The sequence below is a fragment of the Parafrankia soli genome, assembly GCF_001854695.1.
Taxonomy (GTDB): Bacteria; Actinomycetota; Actinomycetes; order Frankiales; family Frankiaceae; genus Parafrankia; species Parafrankia soli.
On record NZ_MAXA01000114.1, the window covers coordinates 60,190 to 83,171 of the forward strand.

Consider the following 22,982-nt stretch of genomic DNA (forward strand, 5'->3'; position numbering starts at 1 on the left):
GCCGATCGGGCGGCCGATCGTAAACTGTGCATGTGGATTCCACCGTGGCCGACCCCGTCATAGGTCGTCTCCTGGACGGGCGGTACACCGCCCAGGAGCGGCTCGCCGTCGGCGGGATGGCGACGGTGTACGTCGCCCATGACAACCGGCTCGACCGGTTCGTCGCCCTCAAGATCATGCATCCGAACCTCGGCCACGATCCGGAGTTCGTGGCCAGGTTCCACCGGGAGGCGAACGCGGTCGCGCGGCTGAACACGCCGTGCGCCGTCTCGATCCTCGACCAGGGGTCCGACACCAGCCCGGCCGGTGTCCTGCACTACCTGGTGATGGAGCTGGTCCGCGGGCGCTCGCTGCGCCAGCACCTGGGGATGCGCGGGCGGCTCACCGTCGCCGAGGTCGTCGAGATCTTCGAGCCGGTGGCCGAGGCGCTCGCCGCGGCGCACGCGGCCGGCATCATCCACCGCGACATCAAGCCGGAGAACATCCTGCTCGGCGACGACGGCCGGGTGAAGGTCGCCGACTTCGGCCTGGCCCGGCCGGTCACCAATCCCACGGCGGCCCTCACCGGCGGAGTGGTGATGGGGACGGTCGGCTACCTGGCCCCCGAGCAGGTCACTCACGGCACCGCGGGCATGCGCAGCGACGTCTACGCGGCCGGCGTGATGCTGTTCGAGATGATCACCGGCAACCTGCCGCACACCGGTGAGACGCCGATGTCGGTCGCCTACCAGTCGGTGCACGGTGACGTGCCGGCGCCGTCCACGGTCGTGCCGGACGTCCCCGCCGAGCTGGACGCGCTGACGCTGCGGGCCACCGCCCGCGACCCGAACCACCGGCCGGCCGACGGCGCCGCGCTGCTGGCCGAGCTGCGCGCGATCCTGCCCTATCTGCCCGCGCCGGACGCCGGTGAGGAGTACCACTCCGGCTTCACCGGCCCGCTGGTGGCGCCGCCGCGTCCGGCACCGCCCCGGCCGCCCGCCGGGTCGCAGGTCGCCCCGACCAGCATGCTGGGCACGGGCTCCGGCTCGTCCTCGGGTGGACGGCGGCGGGCGCAGCGGACGGGGCCCGGCTCGCGGCTGCCGGTCGGCCCGGCCGTCATCGCCGGGGTGGTCGTCGTGTGCCTCGTGCTCGGGGTCCTCATGCTGCGGGCGCTCGTCGGCGGCGGGAAGCCCGAGGTGCCGCTGCTGATCGGCCTGGCCAAGGCGGACGCCGAGCAGGACCTGCGGGACGTCGGCCTGGCTTTCACCTACGGAGCGGAGATCGCCAGCACCCAGATCCCGCAGGGGCACGTCGTCGAGCAGGACCCGAAGGATGGCGCCGCGGTCAGCGACGGCGCCGTCGTGACGCTGCGGCTGAGCTCCGGCGCCCCCAAGGCCACCGTGCCGGACCTCGCCGGCCTGACCGTCGACCAGGCACTGCCGAAGCTGACCGAGGCGAAGCTGGCGGACGGCGGGCGCAGCAGCGAGGCGAGCGACACGGTGCCGCAGGGCCAGGTCGTCCGCACCGAGCCCGCGGCCGGGGCGGTAGTCGACCCGAGCACGTCGGTGAAGCTCGTGCTCAGCAGCGGGCCGTCCTCGGTCGCCGTCCCCAGCGACATCATCGGGATGACCTTCGACGAGGCCAAGGCGCGCCTCGACGCGCTGAACCTCAACCTCACGGTCCAGCAGAGCAATGTCGCCAGTGACAGCGTGGATCCCGGTCATGTGGTCCGCTCGTCGCCCGATCCCGGCCAGCGGGTGAACGCCGGCGGGGCGGTGACGCTCTTCGTCGCCCAGGAGGCCGACGACGACGACGACGGCGGCGACGGCAGCGGCGTCATGGTCACGGTCCCGAACGTGGTGGGCAAGTCCTGGTCGGACGCCGAGCGCATCCTCAACCGCCTCGGGCTCAACGCCGACCGGTCGAACTGGTTCGCGGAGCGGGTCACGGGGCAGAGCCCCAAGGCCGGCCGCAAGATCGAGAAGGGCAGCACCGTCCATCTCAAGACGGAGTTCCGCGTAGGCAACTGATCCCTGGGCCGGGTGCGGGCCGGAGTGTGAGTTCCACCTGGCACCGCGTGAGTTTCGCCTGGAACCGATTGCGGCACGCCGTGAGGAGGCCACTCGTCCCCGTGACGAGACACGCCCGGGATCGCGGTTACCGGCACCCACGATCGGGTACGGTCGATCTTCACCGGGACCGCGGGCCGGGGCAGGGGAGCGAGGAGCGCGGGGGGCGACGTGGCGGCAGGGCGCGGACCGCGCTGGCGCGGGGGGCGGGCCGGACGCACCGCCGAGGTGCTCGACGGCCGGCGTGAGCCCCTCGACGAGACCGAGCTGCAACTGGCGCGCGCGGTCGCGACCCTGCGGGTGCTGCCCGGTGCGCTGCCCGCGCCGGCGATGTCCCCCCGGGTCCGCGCCGAGATCCGGGCGATGCTCCTCGCCGAGCCGATCGGCGCCCGCGGCACCCACGAGGTTGGTGAGGGCAACGGCAGGGAAACCGTCGGCGCGGCTGAGAGCACCCGGCGGGCACAGCCGACCCGACCGACCCGACCGGCTCCTCGGCCCGCCGCGCTCGTCACCCGGCCAGGCGGGATGGGCGTCCGGCAGGCGTTGCGCGCCGCCCGGCCGGCCCTGGTCGGGGCGCTGGCCGTCTCGGTCGCGACGGTGGGCGTCGCCGTGAGCGCCGAGCAGGCCCTGCCCGGTGAGCTGCTCTACGGAGTGAAGCGGCAGGTCGAGCAGATTCAGGTCAGTCTGGCCGGCAACCGCGTCGATCGCGCCAAGATCCAGCTCTCCGTCGCCCGGAACCGGATGGACGAGCTCGCCGCGGTCGTCCATCCGGCAGCCCGGCCACCGGCCAGCACGCGCACCGACTCCCCCGCCACCGGCGGAACCACGGCTGACCTCGGCCCAACTGACAGCGGCCCGACTGACGGCGACGCAGCCAACGGCGACCTGGCCGGCGGCGGTGCCGCCGCATCGCCCTCGGGCCAGCCACTTCCAGCAACGACCCCCGGCCCCGGATCTGCCGGGGTACCGCCGACAGAGGCGGCGCCAGAGCAGACGGGCGACCCGGTCGTGGGCGGCCTGGCGCGAACGGGCGGATCGGTGCCGGCGGGCGCCGCGACCCCCGATCCGGCCGTTTCCTCCCCGAGCCACGCGGCGCCCGGGGGGCGTCCGGCCACGGACGGGGACATCGGCACGGTGACCAGGCTGCTGCGCGACTGGTGCGACGAGGCCGGGGCGGGGAGCGCGGTCCTGATCGAGGAGGCGCTCGCGGGCAGCCGCGACGCCCGGGCGACCCTGAACGAGTTCGCCGCGGACCAGTCGACGCGCCTCGAGGCGCTGTTCGACGCGCTGCCGACCGGCTCGGTATCCGGCGCGCACAAGGCTCGGCGGATCATCCACGACGTCGACTCGGCGCTGGCCGTCACCGCCCCGGAGGCCGACGGGCCGTCCGGGGCCGGCACCGCGGCGGGGCGCGGCGGCACGACGGCCGGGACGGCGAGCGGCGGCACCTCACCTGACCCGACCAGCCGGGCACGTTCGGCCGACGGGATGACCAGCCCGACGGTCACTGAGCGCGGCGACTTCCAGCGACAGTCCACCGGGCCGCGGGCTACGGCGCCCGTGCCGACCGTCCCCGCGGCGATCGGCGGCATGGCCGGCGGGTTCCTCCCCGGCCTGCCCTTCCTCACACCGGCACAGTCACTGACACCTGACCAGCCATCGACGTCCGACAAGCCGTCGGCACCTGTCCAGCCAGCGGCATCCGGGCAGGCGTCGACGCCCACGCCCGCATCGCCGCCGCCCGGCACGGTTCCCGGAGATCCGGGCGCCCCGCCGGCGGACCGGTCGGCACCCGATCTCCCGCTTGTTCTGGAACCAGAGCCGTCGGCACCGCCGCCGACGGGCGGGCATCCCGGCGGCGGCACGTCGGCACAGTCCTCCCCCACGACGCCGCCGGACGTCCTCGAGACGTTCGACGCGCCCGCGAAGGCGGTCGGCCCCGGCGACGGCCCCGCCGGTGACCCCGCGGTCGACGATCCCGCCGGTGGCGGGGCCGAGCAGACTCCGGCGGACGGTTCGTGGTCGGACGGTCCGCGGCCCGAGGTGTCCCCCGTCGCTCAGCCGTCACCGGCGGCGTCGGACGACCCGCTGGCGGAGAAGGCCGTCTTCGAGGAGTGGGCGGCCGAGGCCGCCCCGGACAGCGCGGAACCGCCCAGCCCCGAGACAGCCCCGAACGGAAAGACGGCCCCGACCGCCGGGACGACGCCGACCAGCACGACGCCACCGACCGGCGGAACCGCGGTCACCCCGAAGACCACAGCGAGCGCGGCAGCCACCCCGACGACCGAGGCCACCGAGGACGTCACCGGAGGGAACGCGCCGGCCGGGCAGCCGTGACCGCCCGCCCCGGGCCTGTGCCAGGGGCGGGCGGGACACCGGTCAGTGGGTGTGTGTGTCGCGCTCCACGCGGGCCTGCTGCAGCGACTCGGCCACCAGGAAGGCCAGCTCGAGCGCCTGGCCGGTGTTCAGCCGCGGATCGCAGGCCGTCTCGTAGCGGCCACCGAGATCGGCCTCGCCGATCATCTCCGCGCCGCCGAGGCACTCGGTGACGTTCTCGCCGGTCAGCTCGATGTGCAGGCCACCGGGGTGCGTCCCGAGCCCCTTGTGCACCTCGAAGAACCCGAAGACCTCGTCGAGGACGTCGTCGAAGTGCCGGGTCTTCACGCCGCCGACGTCACGGGTGTTGCCGTGCATCGGGTCGCAGGACCACACCACGGGATGCCCGGCCGCGTTCACCTTGTCGATGATCGGTGGGAGGGCGTCACGCACCCGCTTGGCACCCATCCGCGCGATCAGCGTCAGCCGGCCGGGGATGTGGTCGGGGTTGAGCCGCTCGGTGAGCGCCACGACCTCGTCCGGCGTCGCCGTCGGGCCGATCTTGCAGCCGATCGGGTTACCGACCCGGGAGAGGAAGTCGACGTGGGCACCGTCGAGGTCACGGGTGCGCTCGCCGATCCAGATCATGTGCGCCGACAGGTCGTAGACCTCGCCGGTCGACTCCTCGGTGCGGGTGAGCGCCCGCTCGTACTCCATCAGCAGGCCCTCGTGGCTGGTGAACATCTCGACACCGGTCAGGGCCGCCGTGCGGTCCGGGTCGATGCCGCAGGCGGCCATGAACGCCAGCGCCCGCTCGATGTCGACGGCCATCAGCTCATAGCGGCGGCCGGCGGCCGAGTCGCGCACGAACGCCTTGTTCCACTCGTGAACCTTGTGCAGGTCCGCGAAGCCGCCGGTCGCGAACGCCCGCACCAGGTTCAGCGCGACGGCGCTCTGGTGGTAGGCGTCGACCATCCGCTTCGGGTTCGGACGGCGGGCCTGCGCGTTCGGCGTGATGTCGTTCACCGCGTCGCCCCGGTAGGAGGGCAGGCCGGTCGAGGCCTCGATGTCGGCCGAGCGCGGCTTGGCGTACTGGCCCGCGATGCGGGCCACCTTGACCACCGGCGTGCTGGCGCCGTAGGTCAGGGCGACCGCCATCTGCAGCAGGGTCTTGACCTTGTCGCGGATCTTGTCCGCGGTGTTGGCCGCGAAGGTCTCCGCGCAGTCACCGCCCTGGAGCAGAAACGCCTCGCCGCGGGCCACCATCGCGAGACGGTCGGTCAGCGAGCGCACCTCCGGCGCGGTCACCAGCGGCGGCAGGGCCGAGAGCTCGGCGAACGCTGCCGCCAGCTCCTCCTGGTCGGGCCAGGAGGGCTGCTGCCTGGCTGGGAGGCTCCGCCAGATGTCCAGGTCGTTGCTCACGAGTCACCAGGGTACGGCTACGGCGCCGACATCTCCTGCGGTTTGCGCCGGCCGGTCGCGCTCCCCTCATCCACCGGCGCGTCAGCCGAAGAAGACCTCCGCCTCGCCGTAGAGGTGCTCGGGGACGGTCTTGAGCTCGCCGGTCGCCTCGCTGAGCGGAACCCGGTCGATCCGCGTGCCGTGCAGGGCGACCATCGTCCCGAAGTCGCCCTCGTGCACGGCGTCGACGGCGTGCAGCCCGAACCGGGTGGCCAGCCAGCGGTCGAAGGCGGTCGGCGTCCCGCCGCGCTGGACGTGGCCGAGCACCGTCGCCCGGGTCTCCCGGCCCGTCCGGCCGCGGATCTCGGTCTCGAGCAGGCCGGAGATGCCCTGCAGGCGCACGTGACCGAAGGCGTCCAGCTCGCCCTCCCTGGCCATGGCGGTGCCGGCGATCGGCCGGGCGCCCTCGGCCACCACGATGATCGGCGCGTAGCGGGTGGCGAAGCGCTGCTCGACGAAGGCGCAGACCTTGTCGATGTCGAAGGGCCGCTCGGGGATGAGGATGACGTTCGCGCCGGCCGCCATCCCGCTGTGCAGGGCGATCCACCCGGCGTGGCGGCCCATCACCTCGACGACAAGGACGCGGTGGTGGCTCTCCGCCGTCGTGTGCAGGCGGTCGATGGCCTCCATCGCGATGTTCACCGCGGTGTCGAAGCCGAACGTGTAGTCGGTCGCGGAGAGATCGTTGTCGATCGTCTTCGGCACCCCGACGACCGGGATGCCCTCGGCGTGCAGGCGCGCGGCGGCGCCGAGGGTGTCCTCGCCGCCGACGGCGACGATGGCGTCCACGCCGGTGCGGTCAAGGGTCTCCCGGATGCGGGACGGACCGTCCGCCGAGGCGAACGGATTCGTCCGGCTGGAACCGAGGATGGTCCCGCCGCGGGGCAGGATGCCGCGCACGGCCGTCACGTCCAACGGGACGGTGTCGTTCTCCAGTGGTCCGCGCCAGCCGTCCCGGAACCCGACGAAGCTGTGCCCGTAGACGCCGACGCCCTTGCGTACGACGGCACGGATCACCGCGTTCAGACCAGGACAGTCGCCACCGCCGGTCAACACACCGATCTTCACGCCCCAGGGCCCTCTCTGTTCGAGTCGCCCCCGATCTGCGGCACATCTGCCGGCGGCAGCCTAGCTTCCCGGAGACCCCGACCAGCCCTTCACCGCAAACACGGCGTGGCCAATCAACCACGTTCCGTCGAATGATCGTTCCGTCAGTTGGCGGAGTGCCCCGGCGCCTTCGGGGCGAGCTCGGCGCGCAGCGGCGCGAGGACGGCCCAGCGGGCCAGGTTGTGCCGCGCGTCGGCCAGCGCGTCGTGCGCGTCGGGCGGCGGCGGGGGCAGGCTGGGGCTGCCGACGTCCTCCCAGAGCTGGCGCAGGTCTCGGGTGAACCGCGGCAACCGGCGCGGCAGCGCGGGCATCTTCCCGAAGAGCTGGCAGAGCACGACGTGGTCGTAGGCGGCGTACCAGGCCCACAGCTCCGGCGAGCCGTCCGCCGTGAGGAACTGCGCCACCTCGTCCCGGATCCGCTCCCGCGACATCCAGGCCGGGCTGGACGGCGATGGCAGGCGGTCCAGGACGTTGCGGCGCACCCAGGGGACGGCGTGCGAGGGGTCGAACTCCGTCGAGACGGCGTAGAGCTGCCTCGTCCCGTCCTCGCTGACGATCCCGATGCTGACCAGGTCGAGCCAGTGATGGCCGCCGTCGTCGCGCTCGATGAACTCGGTGTCATAGAAGAAACGGCCGCCCACACCCCCAGTGTGCTCCGCCCGGCCGGGGCGCCGGCCAGGGGCCGGGGGCGGCGCCGGTCAGCGGCGGCGTAGCCGGACGAAGACGGGGCCGAGCACGGCGGCCGCCGCGGCGGCGCCCAGCAGCGGAAGGACCAGCAGGAGCAGGACGGGGTCGGAGTCGTCGGCCGCGGAGGTCGCCGCGGGCGCCCCGGACGGCGGCTGCCCCGCCGCCGCGCCGACGCTCCCCGGCCCCGCTCCCGGGGCGGCGGCGCAGTTGGCGGCACCCGCACGGGTGGGCGCGACCGGCGCCGGCGCGCCGGCGGCAGGCGTCACCTCCACGCTGACCCGGGTCGCGCCCGCCCCCGCGACCACGCACAGCACCCCGGCTCCGGGCGGGGAGGTGACCTGGCCACCGGTGACCCGCGCCTGGTAGCCCGACGGATAGGCCCACGCGGGCAGGACGACCGCCGTCGCCGTGCCCGGGGCGAACGTCCCGCCGCCGGCCCGGGACGGCTGGTAGACGAGGCGGAAGACGCCCGCGCCGTCGCGCTTGAACGACTCCGGCGCGCCCGCCACGGCGGCCGGGTAGGGCCGCACGATCTCCGCCGGGGGCGCGGTGAGCGCCCGCACCTCACCCGGCCCGATGCCGGTCGCGGAGGACTCGACGGCCGGGCCGTCGAAGAACCAGCCAAGCCCGAACGCGTCCCCGGCGTCGGCCAGCGCGGCGGCCCGGCGCGCGGAGCCGTCCACCCAGCCGGTGACGTACCCGGCCCCCTCGGCGGCCGCGACCCGCGCCGCGGGGTCGAACGGCGCCGGCTGCTCGACCCAGAGCGTGTGGTTCGTGTCGACGGCCCGCACGGCGCCGGCGAGATCGGCCGAGCCGACCCCGGCCGGCACCTCGTAGCCGATCAGCCCGGCCACCCCGCCGAAACGGCCGGCCAGGCGGGTCAGACCGGACGTCAGATCCGCGGCCGAGGGGGTGTAGCCGGCGGCGCCCGGGACGATCCGCAGCACCACGGTGAACCCGCGGCCGGTCAGCTCCCGGACGACCATGCCCGCCTGGTCGAGGCCGCCCAGCTCCCGGTCGCCCGGTGGCGGGGCCTCGCCCGACGGCGGGAACAGCCCGCCACGGGTCATCGGGATCTCCAGGCGCAGGCCGGTGAAGCCGAAGTCGAGCCACTGCGCGATCTCGCCGGCGGTGGGGACCCGCCCGGCCGGGACGGTGACACCGCGGGGCAGGACGACCCGTCCGGCGCTGTCGGTGAGGTGGGTGCCGGTGCGCGTCACGGTACCCGGCGGGACCTGGGGGGCCACGGCGGTCGGCGCGCCGGCACCGCCGGGCACGGACGCCGGCGGCTGGGCCGGGGTGGACGTCGAGACCCGCGCGGTCGTGGCGGCGGCCCGGCCGGACATGCCTATCCCGACGTAGGACGGGAGGAGGGCGGCCGCGAGCACCACCGTCGCCCACCTGGCCGGGCGGCCGCCCCGGCGGCCGTCTCCCTTTCGCGAACCACCCGCAAAGCCGCGCACCCTGCAATCTTGCCGTGCCTGCGCGGAACCGCTCAGACCGCCCTGCGGACCGGCGGCTCACCGGCAGGGGGTACGCCGGGAGAAGAGTCCCCCGCGCGCCGGTCCTGCAGCGGACGCGGACCGTTCTCGGACCGCGGGCCGGTCTCGGAGCGCGCGGCGGTCTCGGAACGCGAGCCGGCCTCAGAGCGCGCGGCGGTCTCGGAACGCGAGCCGGCCTCAGAGCGCGCGGCGGTCTCGGAACGCGAGCCGGTGTCGGGCCGCGGGTCCGGCTCGGAGCGGGTGCCGGCCTCGGGGCGCGGGTCGGCCGGCGCGGCGGAGGCGGCCTGCGCCTCGCGGGCCGCGGCGAGCTCCTCCTTCCGCCGCTGCGCGTACATGTCGACGTACTCCTGGCCCGACAGGGACATCAGCTCGTACATGATCTCGTCGGTCATGGAGCGCAGCACGAAACGGTCATCGGCCATCCCGGCGTACCGGCTGAAGTCGAGCGGACGGCCGATCCGGATGCCGACCCGGCGGATCCGCGGGACGAGCCGGCCCAGCGGCTGGACCTCGAACGTGCCGATCATCGCGACCGGGATCACGGGCACCCCGGCCTCCAGCGCCATCCGGGCCACGCCGATCTTGCCGCGGTAGAGCCGGCCGTCGGGCGAGCGGGTCCCCTCCGGGTAGATGCCGAGCAGCTCGCCGTTGCCGAGCACCCGCACGCCCGTGCGCAGCGCGCCCTCGCTCGCCCTCCCGCCGCTGCGGTCGATCGGCACCTGGCCGACGCCGGAGAAGAACTTCCGCTTGCTCCAGCCCTTCAGCCCGACACCGGTGAAGTAGTCACTCTTCGCGAGGAAGGTGATCCGCCGCGGCACGACCAGCGGCAGGAAGAAGGAGTCGAGGAAGCTCAGGTGGTTGCTCGCCAGGATCACCGGCCCACGCGCGGGCACGTGTTCGAGACCCTCGACCCACGGACGCCAGAACACCCGCAGGATCGGCGTCAGGATGGCCTTGACGACCCAGTACAACACGCAAGCTCCCCGCTTCGTCGCACCTACCGCCCTCTGGCGGCATTCCCGGACGTCCGCGCCCGAACCCACCCGACGGCCGGACGCGTGCCCGACACGGTGAGTCAGGGCGAGCGCCACGACCCCGGGACGAGGATCGGACATGAACGGGTTGCCCGGGGTGACCATATGGACCCCTCACGACGTCGTCCACCCACGCGGCACAGACGTCGGTGTGTCATTGTCCGGCGCGGGCCCGGAGAGCCGGGAGTGGGCCCGCCGCGGGCCACGGCGAGAGCCGGCCCGGCCCACGCCGGGCGGGCGGATCTCCATCGATCCCACCGACCTCACCCGACATCCCGTACCCCGACATCCCGCCGACATCCCGCCGACATCGCGGAGACGTCCCGCCGACATCCTGCCGGCCGGTGCCAGCGGGAACGCGCCGGGAGCACGCAGAGCGCACCGGAGGGAACACACTCCGGCAACGACCGGTTCGTCCAGGATGATGGAAAGGCACACGGCCATGGCCAGTCGGCCCGGGGCGTGCGAGCATGCGAAGGTCGGCGTCGTTTCCCAGCACGGCGACGGACGGCAGGTGACAGTCGGGTGACCGGCGGTCGCTGCGGGCCGACAGGCGATGCGGGCCGACAGGCGATGCGGGCCGGCGGTCGACGCCAGCCGGCGCACGGCGGCAGGCCGGCACGGTCCCGCGGGTCTGCACCGCTTGCGGGTCTGCACCGCCCGCGGGTCGCCGCGCGGCGGCGGGCCGGCACGGCGGGTCGACATCGCAGGTCGGCACGGAGCACGGCGTACGCACGGTCACCGAGGCGCCCACGTCATGAACCGCGGCGGGCGCGTCGCGGGCGCTCGACGCGGAGGGAGCGGATCACCATGGCGGGAGTCCCGGAGTCGGCGATCCTGCCCGGCGCCGAGCCCTTCGATCTCGACGGCGGCGGTGTCGACGGCGTGGGCGTGCTGCTCGTCCACGGCTTCACCGGCTCGCCGCAGAGCATGCGGCTGTGGGGGGACCACCTCGCCGCGGCCGGCCTGCGCGTGAGCTGCCCGCGGCTGCCCGGGCACGGCACCCGGTGGCAGGACATGGCCGGCACGACCTGGCAGGACTGGTACGGCGCCGCCGACGCGGCCTTCGGCCGGCTGAGCGCCTCCTGCGACCGGGTCTTCGTCATGGGCCTGTCGATGGGCGGGACGCTCACGCTGCGCCTCGCCGAGGAGCACGGCGACAAGGTCGCGGGAGCGGTCACCGTCAACGCCAGCCTCGGCACGGACCGGCGGACGGCCGCGCTGGCGCCGCTGCTGTGGCGGATCCTGCCGACGGTGCCCGGGGTCGCGAACGACATCCGTGATCCCGCCGCGACGGAGGTCGGCTACTCGCGTGTTCCGACCAGGGCGTTCGCCTCGTTGCGCGAGCTGTGGGCGGTGACCCTGGCGGACCTCGGCCGGGTGGTGTGCCCGGTGCTGGCCTACCGCAGCGTGACCGATCATGTGGTCGAGCCGACGTCCGGGCGCCTGCTGCTCGCGGGTCTCACGTCCGCGCCCGCCGAGGAACAGCTGCTGCACTACAGCTACCACGTGGCCACCCTCGACCACGACAAGGAAACGATCTTCAAGGGGAGCGTCGACTTCGTCACCGCGACGCCGGGGCCGGCCGGCTCCGGCCAGCCCGAGCCGAGGCCGGGCCGTCATGCCTGAGAACCCGGCGGGTTTCGGGCAGCCGGACGCTGACCCCGACGAGATCCCCACCGAGCCGACGTCACCCCCCGCGGCAGCGGCGGCGGATCAAGCGGCTGCCGGTGGTTCGGGCTCCGCGGGAGCCCCCGGCTCAGGCCGTCCGGTGGAGTCGCCGAACGCGGAAGCGGGAGCCGCCGGCTCTGGCGAGGGACGAGAGGACGGCACGGCACCGGATGCCGGTTCGCCGCAGGCGGCTGGTTCCCCCGATACGGCTGGTTCCCCGGAGGCGGCTGGTCCGGACACCGCTGGTTCCCCGGACCGGGGGGCCACGCGCGCCGACACCGCCTCACCGAGCCTGACCGACAGCGGGGCTGACGGGGCGGGCGCGGCGGGCCGGCGGACCCCCCGGGAGCGCCGCTCACCGGCCGCCGACGAGGCGGCCTTCCTCGAGCTGATCGCCCGGTTCGACCAGGAGCCGCCGCCGGGCGAGCGGCTGTGGCCGGCCGCCGAGGACGTCGACGAGCCCCGACGGCCGTCCGTCATCATCATCAGGCCCGCGGGTCGGCAGCCCGACGGCATGCCGCCGGACGGGCGCCACCTCGCCGGCGACGACACCGACCCGGGCACCGAGCGCACCGAGCCGGCGTCCCCGCTTGGCCGCCGCACGGACGGCACCGCCCCGGTGGATCTCGACGGGTCGAGCGAGGACCGCCCCAACGCCGGCCTGACCGGTTCCGACCGCACCGGCACCGACCGCACCGGCACCGATCGCACGGGCGCCGGGAACGCAGGCACGGGCCGCCAGGGCGGCGGCCGGGGCGAGGCCGGGGCCGCCGACGAAGCGGACCGCGCGGGAAACAGCCGCGGGCGGGACAACCGCTCCCCGCTCGACGGCATCGCGGGGCTCGACGCCGCCGTGCGGGCCGCCTTCGGCACCGCGGGTCGCGACGCTCCCGAGTATCCGGGCGCGGACGACGACGATCACTACGTGCCGCCGCCACCACCGCCGGTCCCGAAGCTGCGGCCGGTCACCCGCTGGGCGCTGGGCTCCATCGCGCTCGGCGTCGCGATCCTGGTGGTCCCGACCCTGATCGGGCTCAACCATTCACGTTCCCAGGACGTCGCGGGCGTCCTGCTCATTCTCGGAGGCGTCGGGACGCTCGTGGCCCGCATGGGCGACCGGCCGCCGACGGACTTCGACGGACCGGACGACGGCGCGGTCGTCTGATCGCGCCGACGGACCGGACGCGCCTGGGGCGCGTCCGGTCCGTCGGCGTTGCTCCAACCAGCCCGACCTGCCGGCGCGGCGTCGGGTACGGCGACCGACAGATGACGGCGGAAGGACGGCGGCGTGCGTTTCCACGAGCAGGTCGAGGTGCACGGGCACCTGATGGACACCGGTGTGCTGGCGCGGGTGCTGGACGACGTCCTGGCCTACGGCGGTGACTACCGGGTCGACAAGATCGACCTCGGCCGGACCCACGACGACGAGTCGCACGCCGTGGTCACGGTCGGGGCGGAGTCGGCGTCCAGGCTGGCCCGGATCCTGATGCGGGTGCAGGTGCACGGGGTGAACAAGCTCGTCCCCGGCGAGGCGCGGATGTGCGTGGCCGACGCGGACGGCGTCTTCCCGGAGGACTTCTACTCGACGACGAACCTGGAGACCGTCGTGCACCTCGACGGGCAGTGGGTGCCTGTCGAGCACCCGGAGATGGACTGTGGGCTGATCGTCTCCGGCGGCCGGGTGCGCACCGTCCCGGTGGCCGACGTCCGCGCCGGCGACGTGATCGTCTGTGGCATCGACGGGGTCAAGGTCGTCCTGCCCGTCTCGGACCACTCGACCCGGCTGCACGGCGAGTTCGCGTCGATGTCGACGTTCAGCTCCACCGCGGCCCAGCCGCAGGCCGTCCTGGTCAAGGCGATCGCCCGCCAGATCCGCGAGGTCAAGGCCGAGGGCTACCAGGTGCTGTGGGTGGCCGGGCGCGCGGTGGTCAGCACCGGCGCCTCCCGCGCGCTGACCGCCCTGGTCGAGGCGGGCTACGTCGACGTGCTGTTCGGCGGGAACGCGCTGGCCACCCTCGACCTCGAGCGCGCCCTGTTCGGCAGCGCGCTGGGCCTGGGCTCGCCGCACAGCCGGCGGGTGCAGCGTGGCAACGAGCAGCACATCCGCACCGTCAACACGATCCGCCGGGCCGGGTCGATCCGGGCCGCGGTCGAGTCCGGCCTGGTCACCAAGGGTGTCATGCACGCGATGGTGAAGGCCGGCAAGTCGTTCGTCCTCGTCGGCTCGGTCCGCGACGACGGCCCGCTGCCCGACGTCCACACCGACGTCGTCGCCGGGCAGCGGGCGATGCGGGCCGCGCTGCGCGGCGTCGGCTTCACGGTGATGGTCGCGACCACCCTGCACTCGGTCGCGACCGGCAACATCCTGCCGGCGTCGGTCCCGGTGGCCTGCGTCGACACGAACCCGTCGATCGTCTCCGGCCTCACCGACCGCACCTCGGCCCAGGCTCTCGGAGTCGTCGCAGACGCCGGGCTGTTCCTCGAGCAGCTCGCGACCGAGCTCGTCCCCGACTACCGGACCTGACCGGATCTCCCACTCCTGCGAAGAAGAGAATGACCGGGTGACGCCTGGCCGACGACGCAGTTCCGCGGGTCCCGAACCGACCATCGCACCGGTCTCCCGGCTCGCGGACCGCGTGCTCACCGGTGAGATCGTGCTGCCCAAATACCAGCGGGCGTTCGTCTGGTCCCCGCACCAGGTGCTGACGCTCCTGGACTCGGTGCTCCACAACTACCCCATCGGCAGCCTGCTGCTGTGGGAGACGACCGATCAGCTCGCCAGTGAGGACACCGTCGCGGGGCTCCCGGTACCGCCACCGCGGCCAGGCCGGCCGGTCAGGTACATCCTCGACGGCCAGCAACGACTGGCAAGCATCATCGGGGCTCTCCACGGCGGCGCCGGCATCTGGGACGTCGTGTACGACCTGGAAGCCGAACACTTCGCCCACCGCACGCCGGATACGTCGACCGAAGCACACATCGTCCCGATGCGGATGGTGAGCTCGGCGGGCGAGCTCTTCAGCCAGGTCGCCGCGCTCCCGCCCGAGTTACGCGAGCGCGCCACGGAGCTCTACGAACAGTTCACCAACTACCTGGTTCCCGTGGTGACCCTGGACCACATGTCGGCGGAGGAGTCGGCCGAGGTCTTCGTACGGATCAACAGCACGGGCACGACGATGAACATCGTCGACGTCGCGCGGGCTGGCACGTGGAGCCCGGACTTCGACCTCAAGGACGAGATCGAGTCGCTGCTCCAGGTCCTCGACGCGAAGAACTACGGCCGGGTCGACACCAAGACGATGCTCCGCACGATCGCCGTCGCGGCCGGCTTCGGCTTCTCACTCAAGGACATCAACCGGCTGCGGGGGGTGGAGAAGGAGCGGCTGCGGCAGGCCGTCGGCGAGGCGGCCAAGGCCGCCGAGCGGGCGGTGGATTTCCTGAGCACCCAGATCCGCACACCGACAGCCGACGCGCTGCCCTACTACAACCAGTTCGCGGTCCTCGTGGAGATCTTCCGGCAGCTACCGAAGCCCTCTTCCACGCAGTACGAAGCGTTGCGGCGCTGGTTCTGGCTGACCGCGAGCGGCGAGTACTTCAAGGGCTGGAGCGAGGCCCAGATGGGCCCCGATCTGCAAGCGATCACCGCCTTCGCAAAGGGCGAGACGACCGAGATCGACACCGGTGCGGCGCTGCCACGGAGTGCCCTGTGGTGGCGCAGTGYCTTCTCCAAACGGAACGCCCCGAGCAAGCTCCTGGCCCTCATCCTCGCCTACGAGGACCCGCTCGATCTGCTCACCGGGCAGCGCATCGACGTCGGCAAAGCCCTGTCATGGCAGAACGACAAGGAGTTCCACCATTTCTTCCCCAAAGCATATTTGAGGTCACGCGGAGTAAATTCCGCCCAGGCCAACGTCTGCGGCAACATGATCATGCTCACCTCGCACAGCAACATCTGGGTGACCGACCGCCCGCCGTCCCGATACCTCCGGGACCTCGCCGACCTCGAGGGCGAGGCACCACTGCGCGTGCGACTGCGGACGTGCCTGGTCGAGGAGGAGGCCTACCAAGCAGCCCTGCGGGACGACTACGACACGTTCATACGCATGAGATCGGAAACCTTACACCGCCGAATGATGGAATTGATAAATTCGGCCGAAAAAAACGCAGACGCAAATGCCAAGAGTAACTCCGAAGCCACCCCAAAGGACGAGGTGATGATCGAAGGTCTCCTCTTTGAGGAGCCAATTGACCGCGACTCGGCAGATTGATCGGCCAGAAAGCCGGAGGCAAGCCCGAGTCTCCACAAAAAATCCTGGATTACTCTGTCGGTGACGGAAAACTCACCTATAGAGTTCCACGGAAAGCCGCGCCAAGCAGAGTCGAACGCAATTGATCGATCTGGACACTCTGTTCCAGCCCCAAATCAACTGCTAGCCGTACCATTGTGAGCTGCCGCGCAACAYGGCGTTGTTCAACGAGGTTCGGTAGAGGGACCTCCGTGGCCAGAAAACGATCAACGTTTATACGTTGTCGTCGCGATCCCATACCGCTCCCCTTATCTTTGAGTATCTCATGCAGGCCACTCCAACGAGCGAGATGGGTCATGTATTCCACATCGGCGACCGACCGATCAATATCAAAAGTCGGAAACTCATGCGACACATAGAACCCATCAAAGTCAGGCGGCACTACCGCAAACGAGCCTTCCCAACCAAAGAGTTTACTATACACAAATTGCTCAGCATGCAGGCGATTATACCGCGAATATTTCGTTTCACTGCCAGATACAGCCGGACGAGGAAACAGTCCACGCCCKAAATTCAGAATTCCCGCGGTCCGATAACTCTCCTCAGGATCAACATTTATATAGTCACTACTTGGATGCAATGCAACCGCAAGTCGCCTCCGGTCTCCGTTTGAGCGAAGGAGGGAATTCATGTGTTGCCGAGAAATCTGAATGGCATGGCTACGTAGTTCGGCAACTCGCGACAGTCGCCCCATAGCCGTGTCGAGCCTGTCAGCTATACGGAACTGCTCATCCAGAGCAGGAAGCGGAACCTCGATGGACAGCAACGTGGCCGGAGTTGTCCTCTTACGCCGGACCATGGAACCTCGCGGCGTGAGCTTTTCCCACAAATCGGGCCATTTCAACAAATGTTCTATATACTTGGGATTGCCCTTATTTTTATCAATACTAAAAACAGGATACTCTGGCGACACATAGGTACCGGAAAATGAGTCATCAACAACCGCCAAGGCTCCTTCCCAGGCATTCAATTTACTCATGACAACCTGACCCGATGAAAGTCTGGCCATTCGCTGGTAAGACGTTTCGTTTCCCCGGATCTCAGGACGCCGGATCAGGCCACGCCCAAAACTGTAAATTCCAGAAATTCTATATACACCATCCTGGCTCAACTCGATCAGCTCTGCATCCTGATACAGAACATCACCTAGAGGTCGGAGCTGAATACTATTCACCGCTACCAATCATCTCCGTGTGCAGTTTTTTCAAAAGCCCTATAATCTCGTTTTCCGTCTTGAGGAGCTCTTCCACTAGTTCGCCCGGCGAGTGGTGTACGAGATCCTCTCCGACGTGCGGGTTCGAGATATCGAGATTGTGGCCTTCCTTCTCAACATCGACCGCCAGAACCCTCCACGTGCTTGGGCCCTCTTCTCGGCCCTCGCGCCTCTCGCCACCCCACCACTCTATGCACGAGTCGAACTCCTCGACCCGCATCGGCTTCGTCTTGGTGTAGCCGCGCCGTTCGTCCGAAGGGGAAATCTCGTAGAACCAGATCTCCTCCGTCGGGTTGCCCTTCTCAAAGAAGAGCAGGTTCGACGGGATCTGGGTATACGGCGCGAAGACACCCTGGGGCAAACGGACGATGGTGTGCAGGTTGCAGTCCTTCATCAACTTCTGCTTAATTCTGGCACCGATACTGTTCTCCCCACTAGCGAAGAGGCTGCCGTTGGGCAGCACGATGGCGCAGCGCCCACCTTTCTTCAGTTGATCGATGATCGCAAGGAGAAAAAGCCACGAGGTTTCCTGCGTCTGGTAGCCTTTAGGGAATTTCCCGACGATCGAGCGCTCTTCCTCGCCGCCGAACGGCGGGTTGGTCAACACTACGTCCACACGGTCTGCAGCCGTAGCATCGCGCATCTGAAGGAGAGCATTCTCTCGGACCAGTCGTGGCGCGCCGACGCCGTGCAGCAGCATGTTCATGCTGGCCAGTAGGTACGGGAGCGGCTTCTTCTCTATTCCCCGGATGTCGGCGTGGAGCCGCATGCGCTGACTGTCCGTATCCACCTGCTGCATCAGATCCTCGTAGGCCTGGACCAGGAAGCCACCGGTGCCGCAGGCGGGGTCGAGAATCGACTCGCCCAGTTTGAGGAAGGACTGCTGCACCATGAAACGGTTCACCGGGCGGGGGGTGTAGAACTCGCCGGAGTCACCGGCCGCGTCCCGCATCTCCTTGAGGATCGACTCGTAGACGAAAGCCATGGTATGGATGTCGTCCGAGGAGTCAAAATGAATCTGATCTACGAGGTTCACCAAGTCCCGGAGCAGGGTCCCGGACTGCATGCGGTTCGTGACGTCCTTGAATATGGTAGACAGGACGTTACGCGGGTCGTCGGCGTTGCCACCAACGCTTCGAAGATCAGCTAGATATGGGATGAGATCGTCGTTGACGAAGGTCTTCAGTTCATTTCCGCTGAAGTCCCGATCCGTCGCCCAGTCCTGCCAGCGATAGCCTTTTCCGATCGCAGGACGGTAGTCGGGATCGAGCGTCTCCCCAACCTGCTCGACGCGCTGGTCGAATGCCTTGAGGAATAGGAGCCAGGAAAGTTGGGGCAGCCGGTCTAGGTCGCCGTTGAGCCCCGCGTCCTTACGCATGGTGTCGCGAGCGGACTTGACGATGGACGCGAGTCGCGCCTTGGATGTGGTGGCCGTAGCCGGCTTCTTGTTGGTGGACGCCATCTCAATCTTTCTGCTTGGATTCAGCTTCGTTACTCTTGGAGGCCACAGCCCAGAAGGCGCGCACCAGCGCGAGCGCAGCATCGAGGCGGGGCGGAGTCTCGGTCAGGCCGGCGGCCTGTGTGGGGTAGATCTCAGTCCAGTGCGGCGGGGGTTCGGGGAGTATCTTCGGCACTTTGTGTGTCGATCGCACGGCGAAGACGTGTCGTACCGCGCCGGACAAGGTTTCATCTGCTGCAAGGCCACTCTCGACAAGCAACACCAGGTCCACAAGGTCCTTGACCCTGGTGTTGGGGCGGTCGCCGTAGTCTCTCGTGAGAGCATGCAGCTTCTCGGCGAAGTGCTGACGGCGATCCACGGCCTCGATGTCCCTGGGTGGAGTTCCCGCGAATTCCAGCATGTTGGGCAGGGCCAGCCGCTCGGTGAGTGCTATTTCGTCCCCGCGCGCGACGACGTCGATGCGTATCGTAGCGAAGATTCTCCCCGCCAGTCGGCTCTCCACGGTGAAGCGCCAGCCACCCCGACCGGCCGCGTCCGCCTTCAGGGCGATGGGTGTGGACACCGTGAACAGGAAGCCGTCCCGGTCGGTGTCCACCGACAGTGCGGTGATGAGGAGATCGCGGACTGCTGAGCCGTCGAGTTCCGGCTCGGTGTCCGGACGGGCCGCGAGATCCATGTCCTTGGTGGCTCGGGCCCTGCTCCGCAGCCTGAACTCCATTGCCGCACCGCCCTTGAGCACCCAGCCGGCAACCGCGTCGACGGAGAGACGGGCGGCCACTCGGTCGAACACGACGAGGCGGCGGCGGCGGGCCAGATCCGTACCGGTGGCGGCCGCGTCCTGCTTGAGCCGGGCCTCGATGGCCCGGCGGAGCGCGGTCGCGTCGCCGTAGCGACTGGTCACTGCGCCGCCTGCAGGGCGCGCTCGGTTCCGAGTTCCGCCCGTGCGCCCAGGCGCTGGGCGGCGTGCAGGAGCACCCGCCGGGTGGTCAGTCCACGGTCCAGTGCCTCGGCGACCGCGGAGTCCACGGCGTCCTGATCGACCGACGCCTCCGCGCACTCGATGATCGCGCGGACCGGGGTCGTGACACGGTAGCCCTCGCGTTCCTCGATCTCGTCTTGCGCAAGCTCGGCTCGGTGAAGGATCACCAGACCGCCCTTCTGCCGGAAGCCAGGGGGGACGGTGAGGTGGATCTCCGCGGGGTTGGCCGTTCCCAGATCATGGACGGACAGTGCGGTGGTGTGGGAGACGATCGCGCGCCCCCTGCTCCACAGCGCCCAGCGGACCAGATGGTCGTCCTCGCCGCCGGGCAGGGTGTCGAACTCACGGAAGCGATAGATGCCTCGGTCCACGAGCTGCCAGTTGCCCCGCTGCGCGTGGTAGCGCTGCGCCTGGTACGAGTAGCCGACCTGAAGTGCCTGGGCGGAGGTGAAGTAACCGCGTTGCCCGCTGGCCACCCGCCAGAGGGCGGCTCTGGTATCCGTGCGATCCCTGAGCACGGCGCCCACCCTAGCACCGCGAACGCGAACCTAAAAGACCACGCTAGTTCTGCGCAACGCGGCTACATCAAACTAAAACTATGATTCAACTACGACGCCTCAAGGAGGCGTCTGCTCAGTTCGTCGATCGCCTCGTGCATCGGCTGCGCACCGCCGAAGCGCTTCGCCAGCTCCGGCACGGGACCCATGTCCGTGAACGGGCGGACTCCCAGGGTTGCGGGCTTGAGCTGCGGCGAGCCGTGCTCGGCGAACTTCAGCAACAGCTCCTCCAGCACCTGTCGCGCCTGGGGCTGGAAGGCCTCCAGGAAGTCCCTGTGCTCGTGCAGGAACCGGTGCAACCGCTCCTCGCGGCTGACCAGAGGCAGCCCCCAGGCCACGTTGAGCAGCAGGTCGACCGGATCGACGTCCGGGCTGCCGAACTCCGAAGGCAGCTCTTCCGCCTCGATGTCGGAGGCCCTCAACAGATCGATGAGCGTGCGCCGGCTCTTCGCGACGGCCCACTTCGAGCGCAGCCCGTCCGGCGCCAGGTCGAGTTCGAGCACCCGGTCGTGGACCCACTGCTGGATCGTCACCAGGCGCATCGTGCGGCCGTCCGTGTCCAACTGGTAACGACGCTCGCCCCACTTGTAGACGTGGACGCCGTCAACCGTGTAGCGCTTGGCCCGGGACCGGATGAGGTCCACCTCGTCCGGGTCGACCAACGCGCTGCCGGGTCGCTCCATGTCGCCCGTAGCGCCGTCGGCCGGGAGGTCGTCAACGTCGGACTCAGCAATGGCCTCCAGGTCGACCGCGTCGCCCTCGGGTGTCTCGGGCACGCTGTCGAGCACGTGTCCCTGCTCGTCGGCAGTGTCCCGGACGACGCGCAGCGGCGGGCCGTCGAACCCCGGGTCGTTGAAGAGCCGGGTGGCCTCGACGAAGTCGATGATGTCGAAGGAGCCCTTACCGATCTCCGCGCATAGCCGGGTGCCCCGGCCGATGGTCTGCTTGAACTCGGGCATCGAGGCGATGCGGCGGAACAGGACGATGTTCCGTACCGCGGGCAGATCGATGCCGGTGTTGAGGAGCTTCGACGTCACGGCGATCACCGGTTCGTCGGAGTCGTCCTTGCGGAACTCGTCCAGCTGGGCCCGGCCGTGTGGGCCGTCCGCGTCGGTGATGCGCACGACGTAGTCATGGCGTGCCTGTACCTCCGCCGAGGCGGCGTTGAACAGAGCGGTGCGCATCCGGGCAGCATGATCATTGTTCTCGCAGAAGACGATGGTCTTTCCGTGCCTGCCGTCCTCCGCCGTGGAGCGGAGGAAGTCGATCACATACTGGGCCGCAGCCTCCGTGCGCTCCAGGATCACCATGACCCGCTCGAAGTCCTTCGGGCCGTAGACGCCCTCCGGGATCTCGTTGTCGTACTTGTCCCGCTGCCCGGGCTGGGTTTGATAGCCCTCCATGTCCACATTGAGCCGGACCCGACGGACACGGTAGGGGGCCAGGAAGCCGTCTTCGATGCCTTCGGCCAGCGAGTAGGTGTATACCGGCTCCCCGAAGTAGTCGAACGTGTCGGCTTCCTTCCGGCTGATCGGGGTGGCGGTCAGACCGATCTGGGTCGCGGGTGAGAAGTGCTCCAGCACGCGGCGCCACTGCGAGTTGTCCCGGGAGCTGCCCCGGTGACACTCGTCCACGATCACGAGGTCGAAGTAGTCCGGCTCGTAGCGCCGGAAGAGCTCCTCCTCGTCTCCCTTCTCCAGCGACTGGTAGAGCGCGAAGTAGATCTTCCGACCCCGGACGGGAACACCGCTGATCTTGTGGACGTCGTCCGGGCCGAAAACGGGCAGGAAGTACTTGTCCTTGGGATCGTCGACGAGCAGGGAGCGGTCCGACAGATACAGCACTCGGGGCTTACGCCCGGGGACCCACTCGGACCTCTGTAGCTTTGCCACCGTCTGGAGGGCAACCATCGTCTTCCCAGTGCCGGTCGCCAGCACCAGCAGTATGCGTTTCTGGCCGCGGGCGATCGCGGCCAGGGTACGGGCCACCGCCACGCGCTGGTAGTAACGCGGGCGCTTGGCCGTGTTGTCGGGGTTCCTCAGGTGATGGTCGTAGGGTGCCGCCAGGAGCTCACGCCCGATGCCGGAATCCGCCTGCAGGCCGGCCAGATACCGGGCCCACAGCTCCTCGGGCGACGGAAAGCGGTCGATCTCTCGGATCGCGGGTGGGTCACTGCTGTAGTCGATCTCCACGATCTGGCGGCCGTTGGTCGCGTAGGCGAAGGACAACCCGAGCTTCGCCGCGTACCGGCGCGCCTGCTCCACACCGTCGTTGGCGTCGACACGCCAGCGCTTGGCCTCGACGACCCCGATGGGCATGTCCGGCACGTACTCCAGCACGTAGTCGGCTACCAGGGGGTCGCCGTGCACATGACGTCTCGGCGTGGGGGTCAGACGTCCGTCATTGATGCGGAACTGTGGCCGGATCTGTTCAGGGGACCATCCCGACTGTCGGAGAGCAGGCATGACGAATGATCGACATGTCTCTTCCTCAGTCATCCCATATACAGCGGTCACCGCATAAAGGTTAGTACGAACGTGTCGGACCGACGCGAGCGACTACCAGAGGTCCTGCCAGCACCGGTACGCGCAGAATCGCACCGGTGCTGGCAGATGTACGACCCGGCCGCTTGCCTACTGGG

General features: G+C 70.1%; 16 protein-coding genes. 6 read left to right on the plus strand and 10 right to left on the minus strand.

What is annotated here, in order from left to right:
- Positions 1-44 precede the first annotated feature (44 nt).
- Together pknB and BBK14_RS11770 are read left to right on the plus strand one after the other, a co-directional pair.
- Positions 45-2,009, plus strand: a complete 1,965-nt coding sequence (gene pknB / locus BBK14_RS11765; RefSeq protein ID WP_241831414.1) for a Stk1 family PASTA domain-containing Ser/Thr kinase — start codon at positions 45-47, stop codon at positions 2,007-2,009.
- 210 nt (positions 2,010-2,219) lie between these two features.
- On the plus strand, positions 2,220-4,385 hold the full coding sequence (locus BBK14_RS11770; RefSeq protein ID WP_071061890.1) for a DUF5667 domain-containing protein: 2,166 nt from the start codon (positions 2,220-2,222) through the stop codon (positions 4,383-4,385).
- Between the two features lie 42 nt (positions 4,386-4,427).
- Here BBK14_RS11770 and BBK14_RS11775 read toward each other — a convergent pair whose 3' ends face one another.
- The 5 genes from BBK14_RS11775 to BBK14_RS11795 form a co-directional block, all read right to left on the minus strand.
- Positions 4,428-5,786: a class II 3-deoxy-7-phosphoheptulonate synthase gene (locus BBK14_RS11775; RefSeq protein WP_071061893.1), complete on the minus strand. Its 1,359-nt coding sequence runs from the start codon at positions 5,784-5,786 to the stop codon at positions 4,428-4,430.
- Positions 5,787-5,867: 81 nt separating this feature from the next.
- A complete protein-coding gene (locus BBK14_RS11780; protein WP_020459439.1) occupies positions 5,868-6,893 on the minus strand; it encodes a 6-phosphofructokinase in 1,026 nt (341 codons plus the stop codon).
- A 143-nt stretch (positions 6,894-7,036) separates the two neighbouring features.
- Positions 7,037-7,573: a polyadenylate-specific 3'-exoribonuclease AS gene (locus tag BBK14_RS11785; RefSeq protein WP_071061894.1), complete on the minus strand. Its 537-nt coding sequence runs from the start codon at positions 7,571-7,573 to the stop codon at positions 7,037-7,039.
- 57 nt (positions 7,574-7,630) lie between these two features.
- Positions 7,631-9,010: a hypothetical protein gene (locus tag BBK14_RS11790; RefSeq protein WP_241831415.1), complete on the minus strand. Its 1,380-nt coding sequence runs from the start codon at positions 9,008-9,010 to the stop codon at positions 7,631-7,633.
- A gap of 104 nt (positions 9,011-9,114) precedes the next feature.
- Positions 9,115-10,095, minus strand: a complete 981-nt coding sequence (locus BBK14_RS11795; protein WP_071061898.1) for a lysophospholipid acyltransferase family protein — start codon at positions 10,093-10,095, stop codon at positions 9,115-9,117.
- An 870-nt stretch (positions 10,096-10,965) separates the two neighbouring features.
- Between BBK14_RS11795 and BBK14_RS11800 the strand changes: the two genes are divergently transcribed.
- The 4 genes from BBK14_RS11800 (at position 10,966) to BBK14_RS11815 (ending at position 16,094) form a co-directional block, all read left to right on the plus strand.
- Entirely contained in the window at positions 10,966-11,784 is an 819-nt protein-coding gene (locus BBK14_RS11800; protein WP_071061900.1) for an alpha/beta hydrolase, read from the plus strand.
- Positions 11,777-12,991 carry a hypothetical protein gene (locus tag BBK14_RS11805; RefSeq protein ID WP_071061902.1) on the plus strand — a complete coding sequence of 405 codons (1,215 nt, stop codon included), beginning with the start codon at positions 11,777-11,779 and terminating at the stop codon, positions 12,989-12,991. The genes BBK14_RS11800 and BBK14_RS11805 overlap by 8 nt, the downstream gene beginning before the upstream one ends.
- 123 nt (positions 12,992-13,114) lie before the next feature.
- The gene (locus tag BBK14_RS11810) at positions 13,115-14,350 is read left to right on the plus strand and encodes an ornithine cyclodeaminase family domain (RefSeq protein WP_071061904.1); all 1,236 of its coding nucleotides are present in this window, start codon (positions 13,115-13,117) and stop codon (positions 14,348-14,350) included.
- 37 nt (positions 14,351-14,387) lie between these two features.
- On the plus strand, positions 14,388-16,094 hold the full coding sequence (locus BBK14_RS11815) for a GmrSD restriction endonuclease domain-containing protein (RefSeq protein ID WP_071061907.1): 1,707 nt from the start codon (positions 14,388-14,390) through the stop codon (positions 16,092-16,094).
- A gap of 76 nt (positions 16,095-16,170) precedes the next feature.
- On the opposite strand, the gene BBK14_RS37765 is transcribed toward BBK14_RS11815, so the two are convergent.
- From BBK14_RS37765 to hsdR, 5 genes are all read right to left on the minus strand, one after another.
- Positions 16,171-17,307, minus strand: coding sequence for a restriction endonuclease subunit S (locus BBK14_RS37765; RefSeq protein WP_131802240.1), 1,137 nt, complete (start codon positions 17,305-17,307; stop codon positions 16,171-16,173).
- Positions 17,300-18,808 carry a class I SAM-dependent DNA methyltransferase gene (locus tag BBK14_RS11820; protein WP_071061910.1) on the minus strand — a complete coding sequence of 503 codons (1,509 nt, stop codon included), beginning with the start codon at positions 18,806-18,808 and terminating at the stop codon, positions 17,300-17,302. Before BBK14_RS11820 ends, BBK14_RS37765 begins: the two co-directional genes overlap by 8 nt.
- Before the next feature lies 1 nt (position 18,809).
- A complete protein-coding gene (locus BBK14_RS11825; protein WP_071061913.1) occupies positions 18,810-19,706 on the minus strand; it encodes a nucleotidyl transferase AbiEii/AbiGii toxin family protein in 897 nt (298 codons plus the stop codon).
- The gene (locus BBK14_RS11830; RefSeq protein ID WP_071061980.1) at positions 19,703-20,302 is read right to left on the minus strand and encodes a type IV toxin-antitoxin system AbiEi family antitoxin domain-containing protein; all 600 of its coding nucleotides are present in this window, start codon (positions 20,300-20,302) and stop codon (positions 19,703-19,705) included. The genes BBK14_RS11825 and BBK14_RS11830 overlap by 4 nt, the downstream gene beginning before the upstream one ends.
- A gap of 89 nt (positions 20,303-20,391) precedes the next feature.
- Positions 20,392-22,839, minus strand: coding sequence for an EcoAI/FtnUII family type I restriction enzme subunit R (gene hsdR, locus BBK14_RS11835; protein ID WP_071061915.1), 2,448 nt, complete (start codon positions 22,837-22,839; stop codon positions 20,392-20,394).
- Positions 22,840-22,982 lie beyond the last annotated feature (143 nt).